Source organism: Cesiribacter andamanensis AMV16, from assembly GCF_000348925.1.
GTDB classification, from domain to species: domain Bacteria; phylum Bacteroidota; class Bacteroidia; order Cytophagales; family Cyclobacteriaceae; genus Cesiribacter; species Cesiribacter andamanensis.
The window spans coordinates 12,910-27,755 of record NZ_AODQ01000026.1 but is presented as its reverse complement, the minus strand read 5'-3'; the positions used below and the strand labels follow the sequence as shown (position 1 = coordinate 27,755).

Sequence of the window (14,846 nt, the reverse complement as noted above, 5' to 3'; positions counted from 1 at the left end):
AAGATTGGAGTACCCTTTTGTGCTACTAAACACCACGCCTACAGCCCGCCCTGAGGCAAAGGGGAGGGGGAGTTTCGGCCAGATACTGAAGCGCTACAGACACACATTTAAGAATGGTTGCCTCATATAACATCTTGGCATGCTTTTCTGTAGCATTGATTGTCTGGTGAACGTAGGAGGTTTCTGCTATGGCAAACCAGGTATTGCCAGTAGCAGGATCAATGAGATGGAGCTTGCACCTGAAGTGGGTATGCTCGCTTACGCTATGGCTGTTTCCCTCAACCTTGTAATAGCCATCCAGAATCTCCAGGACGGCATGTGTCTGAAGTCGGTCTTCTCTACTGGCATTTTGTATCTGCAGAAATGCCTGCTGCTTTTGCGATTCTGTTATGCCTGGCTTTATGATCCATTCTCTTTGCCTGGCAGAAATCAGGGGCAATTTCATCTCGGCACTGGCGGTATCGGGGCGACTATCCAGTAAAGAGATAGCAGTAACAGAAAAGGGGATTGAAATTGCTTCTTTCGGAGCAAGGGCTGCAGGTATTTTGGTCATGGGCGAGCAGCCTATAATGCTCAATCCGATGATGAGCTGCAACAGTATAAAAAGACCATGGGTAGGAGAGCGCATAGGTAGCAGAAGCCAGGAGGGTAAAAGAAAAAGAAGCCCTCCGTCAGCGGGAGGGCTTAGCCTATTAAGCATTCATCAACTCTTCAATCTCATCTGCCTCAATGGGGATGTTGCGCATCAGGTCAAAGACCCCTTCTTCCCGAATCACCACATCATTTTCCAGGCGGATGCCGATGCCTTCAGCCGGGATGTAGATGCCCGGCTCTACGGTAAAGACCATGCCCGGCTCAAATTTGCGCCAAACGCGGCCATAATCATGCACATCCAGGCCCAGGTGGTGGCTGGTGCCATGCATGAAGTATTTTTTGTAGGCGGGTTTATCCTCGGCTTGATTTTGAACCTCTTCCCGGCTCAGCAGGCCCAGCTTCAGCAGCTGCTCGGTCATGATCTCGCCCACTTGCTTGTGGTACTCGGGGATGCTGTTGCCCGGGCGCAGCAGCTTCATGGCTTCGCGCTTTACATGCAATACGGCATTGTACACCTGCCGCTGGCGGTCGGTAAAGCGGCCGCTTACGGGTATGGTGCGGGTCATGTCGGCATTGTAGTTGGCATAGCTGGCACCTACGTCCATCAGCAACAGCTCGCCGGCCCGGCACTCCTGGCTGTTTTCGATATAGTGCAGCACATTGGCATTGGCGCCGCTGGCAATAATGGGGGTATAGCCAAATCCGTTGCTGCGGTTGCGCAGGAATTCATGAATGTACTCAGCCTCTACCTCATACTCCATGACGCCCGGCTTCACAAACTTCAGCACCCGGCGAAATCCCTTTTCGGTAATGTCGCAGGCAGTCTGCAGCAGCTCTATCTCCGCTTCTTCCTTTACGGCCCTAAGCTGGTGCATCAGCGGGGCGGCCCGCTCCCATTTGTGCAAGGGGTAGCGCTCCTGGCACCATTTGGTAAAGCGCATCTCCCGGGTCTGGGTGAGGGAGCTGTTGCGCAGGTGCTCGTTTGAGTTCAGGTATACTCGTTCGGCCTCCGTCATCAGGCTATTGAGCAGGGGTTCAAATTCCTGCAGCCAGAGCACGGTCTTTATGCCTGAAGTTTGGGTAGCCTCTTCTTTGGTGTATTTGTGGCCCTCCCAGATGGCGATCAGCTCTGAGGTTTCCCGCAGAAAGAGCACCTCCCGGTACTTGGGATCGGGATGCTCGGGAAAGAGCAGCAGAATGCTTTCTTCCTGGTCTATGCCGGAAAGGTAGAAGATATCGGTTGCCTGCCGAAAGGGCATGGTGCCATCGGCACTGGTGGGCATGATGTCATTGGAATGAAAAATGGCCATGCTCCGGGGTTTGAGCTGAGCGGCCAGCTTTTTACGGTTCTTACTAAAAAGCTCGTTATTGATAGGAAAATAGCGCATAGCAGGGGTGTTTTCTCCAAAACGTTAAAGGTATAAAATGCGCTTCTGTAGGCCAACTATCTGAAAGAGGATTTTATGGGCGATAGAGGGGGCAAGAGGCCCTACAGTAACTCACAGGGGGAGCTTACGTAAAAGTAGAGCAGTACAGGATAATTTTTTTAATCAACTATTTTTTGACATAACGACTACGCATATGAACTCTACTATTCGACATGCGGCACATTCTGCCCGACAACGTACCCCTAAATGGATTGATACCTACGCCCGGGTGGGCATAGCAGCCAAGGGTCTGGTATATCTGCTGATTGGTCTGCTGGCTGCCATGGCGGTGTTTGGCGAGGGGGGCAAGGTTGGGGATCAGCAAAACGCCTTCCAGTGGATTTTGCAGCAGCCCTTTGGACAGATCCTGCTGGGCATTGTGATTCTTGGCCTCTTAGGCTATGTGGTTTGGCGCATGATCATGGCATTTAAGGATCCCGATGGCCTGGGTACCGATGCCAAAGCCATGTTTAAGCGGGCTGGCTTTTTCTTTAGCGGGCTGGTCTATCTATTCTTTGCCTTTTCGGCTGCCCGCATGCTTATTCCCGAGCTTGGGAGCGGTAGTGGCAGTGGTGGCGAGGGACGCCAGCTGCTGATTGCCAAAGTGCTGGAGCAACCCTTTGGACAAATCCTGCTGGGAATCTTTGCGGCCATTGTCATTGGCAAGGGTATTTTCCAACTTTACCGGGGCATCACCGGCAAGTTTAAAGGGCATGTAGATGAGCAGCACATGAACCATAAGGAGCATGAAGTCTATATGAAAACCGGCCGCATGGGCTATATAGCGCGTGGTGTGGTGTTTGCTATTCTGGGCTATTTTCTGGTACAGGCAGCCATGCAGTCTGATTCCAGCGAAGCCGGGGGTACCGGAGAGGCCCTCAACTTCCTGTCTATGAGCGGCGGCCCTTATCTGCTGGCCGCTGTGGCGCTGGGCCTGATCTGTTATGGTATTTTTATGTTTGTAAAATCTAAATACCGATATATTCCCCGTGTGCAACTTTAGTTCCCACAGGCCATAAGCAGGCACCCCTACAGGGGGTAAGACCACCATAATACCAAAAGCGGCCCCTGACACACATCGGGGGCCGCTTTTTTTAAGTTCGTTGCAGTACACCTGCTCCCCTTGCTGCTTAGGCACAGAAGAGCGGCTGTCGGTGGCAGCTAGCTGCCCAGCACCTTTTCATACACCTGCATCAGGTGCCCGGCCAGGCGCTCTTCCTCAAAGTTCAGCGAATGCGCCACCCCATCGATGGTCATTTTGGTGGCCATGGTGGCGTTGTTGTAAATGCGCAGTATGGCATCGGCCAGCTCTTCGGGATCATTGGGGTTGATGTAGAGGGAATGCGGGCCGCCGGCCTCATCAAAGCAGGACCCCTTGCTTGTGATTACCGGCACGCGGCTGCACAGCGCCTCCAGGATGGGAATGCCAAAGCCTTCAAAAACCGAAGGGTACACAAACATGCGGCTCAGCTGGTACACTTTGGGCAGGTCCTCAAAGCTTACATTGTGCCGGAAATAGAGCTGGTCCATCAGGTTTTCCTTACGGGCATAAGCGATCAGCTCATTTTTATACTCTGTTTCCTTGCCTACCAGCACCAGCGAAGGCTTGGTTTTGCTGCGCAGCTGGGTAAGCGCCTTCAGGATCAGCAGGGCATTTTTGCGGGGCTCCAGTGTGCCTACATTCAGGATAAAATCCTGCGGCAGGCTGTACTTGGAGGCTACCCGGTCCAGCACATAGGAGTCGTACTCTTCCCGAAAGCTGGGGTGGCAGCCCTGGTACACCACCTCAATCTTGCTGGCGGGTACTTTGTAGAAATCAATCAGGTCCTGGGCAGTTTGCTGACTTACGGCTATGATCTTGTCGGCCGCCTTGCAGGCCCAGGCCGTCTTTTGCTTGTAAATGCTCAGGTCCAGCAGGTTATACAGGTGCGGATAGCGCAAAAACAGCACATCATGTATGGTTACCACCTGCTTTAGTTTAGTGCTTTTGCCAAAAGGCAGCTCATTGCTCAGGCCATGGAGCAGGTCAGCCCCATGGGCAGCGGCTACCTTGGCCAGCGAGTAGCTTCGCCAGAGGGCAGACAGCCCAAACTGGGCCATAACACCCGAGGGGGTGCTGGCCTGCACGTTAGGCAGCTCCAGCAGGGGCTGCAGCTCGGGATGCACCTTGCCGGCAGCCCGGGGGCTGTAGAGCAGGTACTGGTGGTGCGGAAAATGATCGGTAAGCGTACGCAGCACAAAGCGGCTGTAATTTCCCAAACCGGTATGGTTGAAAAAAGCGCGCTTGGCATCAAAACCTATTTTCATATCTAGTTTAAAAAGACCCGTGCAATAGGGGCATAGAAGAGTACTTGCCTGTTACCTACGTACTTTTCGGGCTAGCGTCTTAAAGAAACTGCGCTAAGCTACTATAAATTTTCAAAAACCCTGCAGCAATCACTTTCCACCCGGGACTACCCGTCTGGGGCTACCCGTCTGGGGCTACCCGTCTGGGGCTACCCGCCTGGGGCTACCCGCCCGGGACTACCCGCCCGGGACTAGTTATAAAGCATGGGCGGACGGCCATTGTTTGTGCCAGCAGCTGAATTCTTGCGCACCCGCTTGTATATCAAGGGTTTTTTGCCGCTTATTATTATATTTGCATCCCCTTATGATGCAAGACTTTAATCTGCACGAACTTCCCAACGGTATACGCATGGTGCACAAGCAGGTGGTACATACCAAAATTGTACACTGCGGATTTGTGCTGGACATTGGCAGCCGGGACGAAAAACCACACCAGCTGGGCCTGGCCCATTTCTGGGAGCACATGGCCTTTAAAGGCACCCATAAGCGCAAGGCCTTTCATATCCTTAACCGGCTGGATTCCGTGGGGGGCGAACTCAATGCCTATACCACCAAGGAAAAGATTTGCTTCTATGCCTCCGTGCTGGACCAGTATCTGGAGAATGCCCTGGAGCTGCTGACCGATATTACCTTCCAGTCTACCTTTCCTGAAAAGCAGATCGACAAGGAGCGCGGGGTGATCCTGGAAGAGATGTCGATGTACGAAGACTCGCCCGAGGATGCGCTTCAGGATCTCTTTGACAGCCTGGTATTTCCCAACCACCCCCTGGGGCACAACATCCTGGGCACTACTGAAACGCTCAGGAGCTTTGGCCGGCAGCATTTTCTGGAATTTGTGCAACAGAACCTGGATAGCCGGCGCCTGATTTTTTCCTGCGTAGGTAATATTTCGCTTAAAAAAGCCATTCGCCTGGCCGAAAAATACCTGGCACCCCTGCCCAGCTTTCGGGCTGAGCGCCAGCGCCTGCCATTCTCAGGCTATAGCCCGGTGCAGGAGCAGCAGGAGCGCAGCATCATGCAGGCTCACTTTGCCATGGGCTGCCCGGCCTACCCCCTGCACGACGAACGCCGCCTGCCCTTTGTGATGCTCACCAACCTGCTGGGCGGTCCGGCCAATACCAGCAGGCTCAACATGGCCCTGCGGGAGAAAAAAGGATTTGTCTACAATGTAGATGCCAGCTATACCCCCTATATCGATACCGGCCTGTTTAGCGTAAGCTTTGCCACCGAGCCCGGGCAGCTGCAAAAGAGCATCCGGCTGGTAGAGCGGGAGTTTCGCCTGCTGTGCGAGAAGCCCCTGGGCAGCCTGCAGCTGCATGCCGCTCAGGAGCAGCTGATCGGCCAGCTGGCCATGGCCGAAGAAAACAACGCCAGCCTGATGCTGATGATGGGCAAGAGCATTCTGGACCTGGACCGCATTGATTCGCTGGACGATATTTTTGGGCGTATTCGCCAGATTACGGCTGCCGAGCTGCAGGATATGGCCTGCCAGACCCTGCAGCCGGCCAATTTCAGCAGCCTTACCCTGCAGCCTCTGCAGGCCTAGCCCCATTTTTTTAGGGCTGCGTGTTGTTGTAGTAAAAATCTGTAAATTGTTGTACCACAGGCCGCCAGAACTTTTAACTTTGTGGTTCTGCCAGGCCCGGGCCTACCCTGCACGCGGTCTGTTCACAATAACCCCTATGGTATGGAGTTTTTAGATAAGGATGTGCAGGCATATGCAGAAGACCACAGCTCACCGGAACCGGCCCTGCTGCAGCAGATCAATCGCGATACCCATGCCTATGTGCTGATGCCGCGGATGCTCAGCGGCCATCTGCAGGGGCGGCTGCTGGCCATGCTGGCCCAGATGATCCGCCCCAGGGCCGTGCTGGAGATCGGTACTTATACCGGCTACTCGGCCCTGTGCATGGCCGAAGGGCTGGCCCCTGAAGGGGAGCTGCACACCATTGATATCAATGAAGAGCTGGAAAGCCGGGTACGGGGGTATTTTGCCCGCTCGCCGCAGGCAGCCCAGATTCACTACCATATTGGCAATGCGCTGGAGGTAGTGCCGCAGCTGCAACTGCCCTGGGAGCTGGTGTTTATTGATGCCGACAAGCGCAACTATGCGGCCTATTACCAGCTGGTGATCGGGCAGATGGCCCCGGGCGGTTTTCTGATTGCCGATAATGTGCTCTGGAGCGGCAAGGTAACCAATCCGCAGGCAAGCGATAAAGATACAGAGGCCCTGCGCCTTTTTAACCGCATGATACAGGAAGATACTCGGGTAGAAAATGTATTGCTGCCTGTACGGGACGGCTTGATGATAATCAGAAAGAAATGAGGAAGAAGCAGGTAATTTCATTTAGTGCCGCAAGCAGGCTTGCGGGCATTTTTTTGGCCGTGCTCCTGGCAGCAGGCCCCCTTCTGGCTCAAAGCCCCGATGTGCCGCAGGTGCCGGCCACCCTTCGCTTTGCCGACATGACGCTGCACCTGACCGAAAAGGCCCAGCGCGAAATACAGGCCGATGTAGATGCGCTCTACCGCAGCCCCAAATACTTTTACATGAAACTGGAGCGGGTAGACCTCTACCTGCCCATCATTGAGCCCATCTTTGCCGAGCTGGGCATCCCCGATGATTTTAAGTACCTGGTAATCCAGGAAAGCGCCCTTATCTCCGATGCCGTCTCCAGCTCCAATGCCGTGGGCTTCTGGCAGTTTAAGGAAGCCTCGGCCACCGAAGTGGGCATGCGGGTAGACCGCCATGTAGATGAACGCATGAACATTGTAGGCTCCACCACCGGAGCGGCCCGCTACCTGCTGCGCAGCAATGCTGCTTTTGATAACTGGCTATACTCCCTGCAATCCTACCAGATGGGGCAGGGCGGCGCCACGCGGGCTCTGGACAAACGCTACTACGGCGCCCGGGAGCTTAAGATCGACAGCGACACCTATTGGTATGTAAAGAAATTTCTTTCGCACCTGGTAGCCTTTCGGGATGCCGTAGGCAAGCAGCCCCGCAGTCAGATGCTCTACCAGTACAAGGGGGGTGCCAACAAGACCCTGGCCAGCATTGCGCAGGAGTTTGATACCCCTTTAGAACAGCTGGAAGAATACAATAAATGGCTAAAAACGGCTCGTATTCCGGAAGATAAATCCTATGTGGTGCTGATCCCTGTTCAGATTGAGGAGGCTCCCAACCTGCTGGCCGAGAGCCAGGGCAAGCCCAAACAGGATGGCAAGCGCCAGAGCCTGGAAGACAAGCTCTTTGGCGAGAAGCAGAAGCAGCCCGATGTGCCGCCGGCCGAAATGGATAAGCTGGTGATCACCCGCATCAATAAGATGAAGGCCGTAGTGGCCCGCCCCGGCGACAATGCCCGGGACCTGGCCAAAGCCGGTGCTGTTTCTGTGGCCGATTTTCTGAAGTATAATGATATCCGCCCCGGCGATCTGCTAAAGCCCGGGCAGGTCTACTATTTCCAGCGCAAGAAAAAGAAAGCCTCCGTTTACCGCCATGTGGCAGCCCAGGATGAGAGCCTCTGGGATATCTCACAAAAATATGGGGTACGCCTGGATAAGCTGCTGCAGAAAAACCGCATGAAGCAGCAGGAGCAGATCAAGGCCGGCCAGGTAGTATGGCTGCGCTACATACGCCCTGCCCATGAGCCCGTAGCGTTTGAGCCCGTACCCCAGAAGGCAGAAGCCCGAGCAGCAACGCCAGCACCCGCCCAGCCGCCCGTACACCCCCAGCCGCAGCCAAACGCCCAGCCACAGCAGCCATCGGCAAGCCCGCAGCCCGTGCAGCAAGCTCCACAGCAGGAACTGGTAGCTTCTGCCGCCAACGGGACCCTGCCTGCGCTGGAAAAAGAACGTGTGGCAGAGGGAACGGGAGGGACGCAGCCTGAGCCAGTCGTACCCCCCCTGCAGCAGCCTGCCCTGGCGGCCGATACCCCTGCTGTAAAGAAAGCACCGGCCCTGTTGCCGAAGCAGGCCGAAACAGCCCGGCCGGCGAAGCAGGACAGTGTAAAAAGCACCCAGCCCGAGCGGCACCTCTACCCCGGTACCAGTGAGGGACAACGTAATGTTTCGCCGGAAATTGAAGGAAAAGGAGCGAGCCCTGTACCAGCTGGAAGTCCGGCTGGAAGTCCGGCTGGCAGCCCGGCTGGAAGCCCGGTAGTTGATCCTTTTGCTGCGCAGACCACCGTAACCTTTATTGATGAGCAGGGCCGTCCCCTAAAGAACGAAGAGAGCCCCGGGTCGCAGCAGCCCCTGCCGGTGCAGCCAGGCAGCCAGCCGGCCGCCGATACGGCTACCCAGCCCCTGCCACAGCCGCAAACAGTCACTCCCGCTCAGGAAACCCCCAAAACCCCTGCGGCCGCCCGCGATAGCGTACATGTGGTGCAGGCCGGCGAAACGCTCTACAGCCTGAGCCGCCGCTATGGGCTATCTGTGCAGGAGCTGCGCACGTATAACAATATGAATGCAGATGCGGTGCTCAGCATTGGCCAGCCGCTGCGTCTGATCCCCCCTGTTGCAGCCCGGCAGGCAGTGGCCCAGCAGCCGGCAGCAGTAGCCCTGACCGAACAGCCCGCACCTGAAGCTCCGCTGGAGGATGGCCGCTTTACCTACCATACCGTGGCCGAAGGCGAAACCATGTACCGGGTGGCCCGCAAATACAACGTAACCATCAAGGATATTATGGAGTGGAACAAGAAGCAGGACTTTGCCCTTAAGCCGGGCGAAACCCTTATTGTAGGAAAAAAATAAGGCCCCCGGCCGGGAAATAGAGCGAATCAGCAGAAGTTGGCTTTAATTGACCGAAGTAATAAACGAGCCGTTTTTTCACCACTATCTACCGTTTATTCTTTTATTTTTACAAATCATATTGCCTGTGGACAGGGGGTGCTCCGGCACTGGCCAGCCCGGGCTATAGAACCCTTAACGAGAGTATAATAGAGGCTTTGCTCATGAATGCACCTACAGCGATAGATCTGGTGATGTTAGTTGATGATAACGATACCGATAACTTTATCAGTAAGCGGATCATCGAGATCACAAAATTTGCCAAGGAGGTAGAGATCAAAAATAGTGGTAAAAGCGCGCTGGAATATCTGGAAAAACACAAGGACAATCCTGATCGCCTGCCCAACCTGATCTTTCTGGACATTAACATGCCCATTGTAGATGGCTTTGTATTCCTCTATGAGTTTGAGAAATTCTCCGACACCATTAAGGATAAGTGCAAGGTTATCATCCTGTCGTCTTCCGACAATAAGCGCGATATCGACAAGATCGTTAACAACGATCATGTGATCAAATTCATTACCAAGCCCCTTACCGAAAGTGCCTTGTCTGATATTAAAATGCACGACCTGGCCAGCTGATTTTGTTCTTACTACCCTATTTTATAGCTTCCGGCCCCTAGGGGACCCGGAAGCTTTTTACTTTTTACGATTTTACGATTTCTACCGATCATGAAACACCTTTTACCCTGCAGCCTGCTGGCTGCCGCTCTTCTGCTCTCTCTTGGCACAGCTGCCCAAACCACCGAAGCCGATCCGCCGGCTGCCAGCCCGGCACCCGCCTGGACCACCGGCGGAAGCACCGGGCTTAATTTTTCACAGGTAAAGCTAAGCAACTGGGCAGGGGGTGGCGAAAGCTCCATCTCCATTGCCAGCCTCTTAAAGCTGGAGGCAAACTATAAGAAGGGCCCCTCGCTTTGGGAAAACCGGGCCAATATTGCCTATGGCCTGATCCGGCAGGGCGATCGGGAGCAGAGCCGTTTTCGCAAGACTGATGATATTCTGGAGCTGCGCTCGCAATACAACCGCAGCATAAAGGATACTACGTTGTACATGACCTTACTGGCCGATTTCAGGACGCAGATGGGGCCCGGTTATGAGTATGGCGAAGCCGCCGGCGAAACCACCCGCAGCAAGATCTCGGAATTTATGGCGCCGGGATTTTTACTCACCTCGCTGGGGGCTACCTACAAGATACCCGAGCGCTTTACCCTTACGGTATCGCCCGTTACGGGCAAGTTTACCTTTGTGCAGGATCCGGTACTGTCTGCTGCAGGCGCTTTTGGCGTAGAGGCCGGCGAGCGCATGCGCTCCGAGTTTGGTGCCTCCTTGGTCTCTAACTACAAGCGAGAGCTGCTCACCAATGTAGATTTCAATACCAGCCTGCTGCTCTTTGCCAATTATGAAACGCTGAGCCGGGTAGATGTGAACTGGGAAGCTACCCTGATGATGAAGGTAAACCGCTATATCAACACCACCATTGCTACCCAGCTGATCTACGACCATGATGTGCTGCAGAAAACCCAGTTCCGGAATGTGATCAATGTGGGCTTTCTGTTCCAGTGGCCAGGCGACAGGGGATAAGCGCTGCTGCTGAATGCCTAAAAAACAAAGAAGCCGCCCGGATTTGGGCGGCTTCTTCTCATTTGAGGGGTAGCAAAACGCTACCGGTTCCAGAAGAGGAGGAGTTGAGCGTTTATACGCCGGCAACAGTGTGCTGCGGGGTATTCAGCAGGCTGGCTGCCGGATCGGATTCAAGGCGGGCTACCTTAAATGATTTTCTGGATTTATGATCGCAGTAGGCACAGCTGTAGTGTTTTACCAGTTCGCCTTCCTGTGTGGCGGTTGGGGCTACGATCAGCTCTTCGCGTTTTACCTTAAAGGTCTGGTAGTTGCACTCAGGGCACTGCAGGGCATGCAGGTGGCCATTGTACTTTTCAATACGGGTATAGCCGGTGGCAGGGTCAATCCATACATCATAGTCTACCGAGTGCAGGTCTTCTTCGGCCTGCATGCCGGGCTCCAGGTGTACGTCTTCTTCATCTTCGCTCAGCAGCGTCATGCGGTTGCCGTTGCTGGGGTTGATGCGGGCCGAGTAGCGCAGTTTTTTCAGGCGCTTTTCTACAAAGAAGGGGTAGTAAAAGCGCAGGATGTTCTGTGCGATCACCCCAATGATAATGCCCATCATAACGGTAACAAACAGGCGTACAAACACCCAAAGGGGCTCAGCTTCTACATAAAAGGTATTGGCATAGAGCGCACCAGCCGCAATAAAGGCCAGGGCTACATACCAGAGGGTATCAATTTCCAGCCGGTTAATGAAATCATACTTTTCTTTCTTCTCTCGCTGAGCCGCCAGGCGAATGGCATATGCTAGTAAAATAGCAACACCTAGCCCCGCAACGCCCATAGACACGGTTGCGCCTATCTCATACCAGGTTTGTAAAGCTGTTTCCATTATCAATACGGTTTAGTGTTAAGTTTTGGGTTAAAGTTTTTTGGCTTGTGTGTGGATTTTATACACAGGTGCCTTTTTGTATGTATATACGCTTGTTTGGCAAAAGGTAACCCCCTGTTGTGTGAAGGAATATAAATATTATTTACCGATTTAAGGGAATCGTCCCTTTGGTAGGCTGCTTGCAGGTGTGTAATATTTCCACAGAAAAGCAAAAAAAATAGCCATCCGGTTACCGGATGGCTATAAGAAGCATGCTGCTAGGGGCTTATAAATTGGCCTTTAGGTAGTCCGTCATCATCTGAAAGAGGTGCAGGCTGGTATTTCCGCCTCTTATGCCATGATTTCGGTTAGGGTAATAAAAAGACTGAAACTGCTTGCCAGCCGAAATAAGGGCATCTTGCAGAGCCACAGCGTTTTGGAAATGCACATTGTCATCGCCGGTGCCGTGGATCAGAAAATAATTACCCTTTAGCTTATCTACATGCGAGAGGGGCGACCAGGCATCATAGCCCTCGGCATTTTCCTGAGGTGTTTTCAGGTAACGTTCTGTATAGATGGTGTCGTAAAAGCGCCAGTTGGTCACCGGAGCCACGGCAATGGCTGTCTTAAACACCTCATTGCCTACAAACAGGGCCAGCGACGACATATAGCCGCCATAGCTCCAGCCCCAGATGCCAATGCGGTCCTTATCCACATAGGGCATGCTGCCCAGGTAGCGGGCGGCCTCTATCTGATCCTGCACCTCCCACTTGCCCATCTGGCCATAGGTGATGTGCTTAAAATCTCTTCCGCGGGCGCCGGTGCCGCGGTTATCGACCGAAACCACCAGGTAGCCCTGATCGGCCAGGTAGCTGTGATAGACCTCCCGCTGGGTGCTGAAGTTGTTGAGCACGGTTTGTGAGCCTGGGCCGCCATAGACGTACATGAGCACCGGGTACTGCCTGGTAGCATCAAAATTGGCCGGGCGTATCATGTAGCCATGCAGGCGGGTGCCATCGGCCGTGCTAAAGTCAAAGAACTCCTTGGTGTTGAGCCGGTGGGTCTCCAGGCGCTGTTTCAGGCGCTGGTTGTCCTCCAGCACCTTTACCTCCTCGCCGGTGGGGGCGCGGTGCAGGCTTACGGTAAGGGGCTCGGTGGCAGAGGAGTGGTTCTGGATGTAGAAGCTGAAATCATCACTCATGTTGATGCTTACCACACCCGGTTCTTTGCTCAGCCTGGTCTTTTTCGGCTTTTTGGCCTTCAGGCTGATGCTGTAAAACTGCCGCTCCAGGGGAGAGTCTTCGGCTGAAATGTAGTAGACCAGCCCTCTTTTTTCATCTACGCCCACCAGTTCGGTTACTTCCCAGGGACCGCTGGTGATCTGGCGGATAAGGTCACCGTTGAGGCTGTGGTGGTAAATGTGTTTATACCCATCCTGCTCGCTGGTGCGCACAAAGCTCTTGCCATCTTCCAGGTAGATCAGCTGGTCGTTGTAGTCCAGGTCCACATAGCTGGCGGCTTTTTCGGTGATAATGGGGGTGGAGACTCCCGTAGCCGCATTGGCATGCAGCAGCTCCAGCTGGTTTTGCAGGCGGTTCATGCGGATATAGCTGAGTACATCCGGGTTTTTGGTCCAGTAGATGCGCGGCAGGTAGATGTCGGTCTCCTGGCCGGTGTCTATCTGCACATTTTTGCCCTCGGCCAGGTGGTGCACCAGAATATTCACTACCGAGTTTTTCTCGCCCGCTTTGGGGTATTTGAACTTATAATCTTCGGGATAGAGCTGGCCTTTGCGCACATCGGTCCATAGCTGCATGTTGAATTCGGGCACCTGGCGCTCATCAAAGCGGTAAAAGGCTATTTTGCGGCTATCGGGCGACCAGAAAAAGCCTTTGGCAAAGGAGAATTCCTCCTCATACACCCAGTCGGCGCTGCCGTAAATGATCTCGTTAAAGCGGCCATCGGTGGTTACGGCTACCTCCTGCATGCTGGCCAGGTCTTTATAGTACAGGTTGTTGTTGCGCACATAGGCTACCTTGCTGCCATCGGGCGAAAAGGTGGCATACAGCTGCTTATCGCCCTCGGCCAGGGGGGTAAGGGCCCCGCTTTTCAGGTCGTATATATAGTAGTAGGCTTTGGAGGAGCGGCGGTAGATGCTTTCCACTTCGCTGGCCAGCAGCACTTTGCTCTCATCGGCGCTCAGGCTGTAGCCCGAGAAGGAGAGGGGCTGGCTTTGGCCGGGAGCCGTTAGCTTACTGCCATCTACCAGGGTGGCTACCGGTTCGCCGGTGGTAATGTCATATTTAATAAGCTGGGCCGGACTGGAGCCGGTGGCGCGGCGCAGCGAGCTGTAGTAGCGGCCGTCATTCATCCAGTTAATGCCGGATACCGATTGCTGGCCGAAGAGGTTTTGCTGAAATATTTCTTCCAGGCTGGGGGATTTTCGCTGTTGTGCCTGGGCTGGTAGCAGGGCCAGCAGAAGCAGGGCCAGCAATACGCTCAGGCCATTCGTGGGTCGTACGATCATATGCTAATGATAATGTAGTTGATTTTGGCGCCTAAATATAACGATTCGATCCGACTGCGGATTATGTTTTCTGACTTGCTTTACCGCTTGGGAGGGTGCGGGTGCCGAAATGAGGGCAAAACGCTTATAGCCGTACCCCCTTAAAGCTGGTGCGGTGCCAGGGGGTAGGGCCCCATTGCAGCAGGGCTTCTTTATGTTCGGGGGTGGGGTAGCCCATGTTGCGTTCCCAGCCATAGTGGGGGTGCTGCAGGGCCAGCTCCTCCATAAGCGTATCCCGATGGGTTTTGGCCAGGACCGAGGCGGCCGCTATGGACGCATAAATACTATCGCCCTTCACCACGCAGATATGCTGTACAAAGGGGTAGGGTTTAAAGCGGTTGCCATCGATGAGCAGCAGCTCCGGCCGCAGTGGCAGCTGGTCTACCGCCCGGTGCATGGCCAGCAGGCTGGCCTGCAGGATGTTGATCTGGTCGATCTCGGCCGGACTACAGGAGGCTACTGCCCAGGCCAGGGCCTGTTCCCTGATCAGGGGAGCCAGCTGCTGCCGGTCGGCCGGGCTCAGTTGCTTGGAATCGTTCAGCAGGGGGTGGTGAAAATCTGCAGGCAGCATTACGGCAGCAGCTACTACCGGACCGGCCAGGCAGCCTCTGCCGGCCTCGTCGCAGCCGGCTTCCGGCACCAGGATTTGATAATAAGGGCGCAGCATACGTTCAAAAATACACACTGGCCGG

12 protein-coding genes are annotated in these 14,846 nt (G+C 54.4%); 6 read left to right on the top strand and 6 right to left on the bottom strand.

Features of this window, described 5'->3' with window-relative positions:
* Nucleotides 1-25: 25 nt before the first annotated feature.
* Entirely contained in the window at nt 26-628 is a 603-nt protein-coding gene (locus ADICEAN_RS06875; RefSeq protein ID WP_009194841.1) for a hypothetical protein, read from the bottom strand.
* A gap of 64 nt (nt 629-692) precedes the next feature.
* Nucleotides 693-1,982, bottom strand: a complete 1,290-nt coding sequence (locus tag ADICEAN_RS06870) for an aminopeptidase P family protein (RefSeq protein ID WP_009194840.1) — start codon at nt 1,980-1,982, stop codon at nt 693-695.
* A gap of 193 nt (nt 1,983-2,175) precedes the next feature.
* Here ADICEAN_RS06870 and ADICEAN_RS06865 point away from each other — a divergent pair, with 193 nt between their 5' ends.
* A complete protein-coding gene (locus ADICEAN_RS06865) occupies nt 2,176-3,024 on the top strand; it encodes a DUF1206 domain-containing protein (protein ID WP_009194839.1) in 849 nt (282 codons plus the stop codon).
* Between the two features lie 158 nt (nt 3,025-3,182).
* On the opposite strand, the gene ADICEAN_RS06860 is transcribed toward ADICEAN_RS06865, so the two are convergent.
* Entirely contained in the window at nt 3,183-4,328 is a 1,146-nt protein-coding gene (locus tag ADICEAN_RS06860; protein WP_009194838.1) for a glycosyltransferase family 4 protein, read from the bottom strand.
* Nucleotides 4,329-4,674: 346 nt separating this feature from the next.
* On the opposite strand from ADICEAN_RS06860, the gene ADICEAN_RS06855 reads away from it, so the two are divergent.
* From ADICEAN_RS06855 to ADICEAN_RS06835, 5 genes are all read left to right on the top strand, one after another.
* On the top strand, nt 4,675-5,913 hold the full coding sequence (locus ADICEAN_RS06855) for a M16 family metallopeptidase (protein WP_040396450.1): 1,239 nt from the start codon (nt 4,675-4,677) through the stop codon (nt 5,911-5,913).
* A gap of 141 nt (nt 5,914-6,054) precedes the next feature.
* On the top strand, nt 6,055-6,693 hold the full coding sequence (locus ADICEAN_RS06850) for an O-methyltransferase (RefSeq protein WP_009194836.1): 639 nt from the start codon (nt 6,055-6,057) through the stop codon (nt 6,691-6,693).
* A 59-nt stretch (nt 6,694-6,752) separates the two neighbouring features.
* Entirely contained in the window at nt 6,753-9,116 is a 2,364-nt protein-coding gene (locus tag ADICEAN_RS06845; RefSeq protein WP_009194835.1) for a LysM peptidoglycan-binding domain-containing protein, read from the top strand.
* A 200-nt stretch (nt 9,117-9,316) separates the two neighbouring features.
* Nucleotides 9,317-9,733, top strand: coding sequence for a response regulator (locus ADICEAN_RS06840; RefSeq protein WP_009194834.1), 417 nt, complete (start codon nt 9,317-9,319; stop codon nt 9,731-9,733).
* A gap of 90 nt (nt 9,734-9,823) precedes the next feature.
* Nucleotides 9,824-10,735, top strand: a complete 912-nt coding sequence (locus ADICEAN_RS06835; protein ID WP_009194833.1) for a DUF3078 domain-containing protein — start codon at nt 9,824-9,826, stop codon at nt 10,733-10,735.
* Between the two features lie 112 nt (nt 10,736-10,847).
* Here ADICEAN_RS06835 and ADICEAN_RS06830 read toward each other — a convergent pair whose 3' ends face one another.
* The 3 genes from ADICEAN_RS06830 to ADICEAN_RS06820 form a co-directional block, all read right to left on the bottom strand.
* Nucleotides 10,848-11,609 (bottom strand): hypothetical protein, encoded by a 762-nt coding sequence (locus ADICEAN_RS06830; protein ID WP_009194832.1) that lies wholly within the window; start codon nt 11,607-11,609, stop codon nt 10,848-10,850.
* 265 nt (nt 11,610-11,874) lie between these two features.
* Entirely contained in the window at nt 11,875-14,115 is a 2,241-nt protein-coding gene (locus tag ADICEAN_RS06825; RefSeq protein ID WP_009194831.1) for a S9 family peptidase, read from the bottom strand.
* A 124-nt stretch (nt 14,116-14,239) separates the two neighbouring features.
* Nucleotides 14,240-14,821 (bottom strand): ribonuclease HII, encoded by a 582-nt coding sequence (locus ADICEAN_RS06820; protein ID WP_009194830.1) that lies wholly within the window; start codon nt 14,819-14,821, stop codon nt 14,240-14,242.
* Nucleotides 14,822-14,846 lie beyond the last annotated feature (25 nt).

Bases quoted from the DNA above. Each gene is read 5' to 3' on its own strand.
- ADICEAN_RS06855 (WP_040396450.1), top strand. From the start codon at position 4,675: ATGCAAGACTTTAATCTGCACGAACTTCCCAACGGTATACGCATGGTG.
- ADICEAN_RS06820 (WP_009194830.1), bottom strand. From the start codon at position 14,821: ATGCTGCGCCCTTATTATCAAATCCTGGTGCCGGAAGCCGGCTGCGAC.
- ADICEAN_RS06840 (WP_009194834.1), top strand. From the start codon at position 9,317: ATGAATGCACCTACAGCGATAGATCTGGTGATGTTAGTTGATGATAAC.
- ADICEAN_RS06835 (WP_009194833.1), top strand. From the start codon at position 9,824: ATGAAACACCTTTTACCCTGCAGCCTGCTGGCTGCCGCTCTTCTGCTC.
- ADICEAN_RS06865 (WP_009194839.1), top strand. From the start codon at position 2,176: ATGAACTCTACTATTCGACATGCGGCACATTCTGCCCGACAACGTACC.
- ADICEAN_RS06870 (WP_009194840.1), bottom strand. From the start codon at position 1,982: ATGCGCTATTTTCCTATCAATAACGAGCTTTTTAGTAAGAACCGTAAA.
- ADICEAN_RS06825 (WP_009194831.1), bottom strand. From the start codon at position 14,115: ATGATCGTACGACCCACGAATGGCCTGAGCGTATTGCTGGCCCTGCTT.
- ADICEAN_RS06875 (WP_009194841.1), bottom strand. From the start codon at position 628: ATGCGCTCTCCTACCCATGGTCTTTTTATACTGTTGCAGCTCATCATC.
- ADICEAN_RS06860 (WP_009194838.1), bottom strand. From the start codon at position 4,328: ATGAAAATAGGTTTTGATGCCAAGCGCGCTTTTTTCAACCATACCGGT.
- ADICEAN_RS06850 (WP_009194836.1), top strand. From the start codon at position 6,055: ATGGAGTTTTTAGATAAGGATGTGCAGGCATATGCAGAAGACCACAGC.
- ADICEAN_RS06830 (WP_009194832.1), bottom strand. From the start codon at position 11,609: ATGGAAACAGCTTTACAAACCTGGTATGAGATAGGCGCAACCGTGTCT.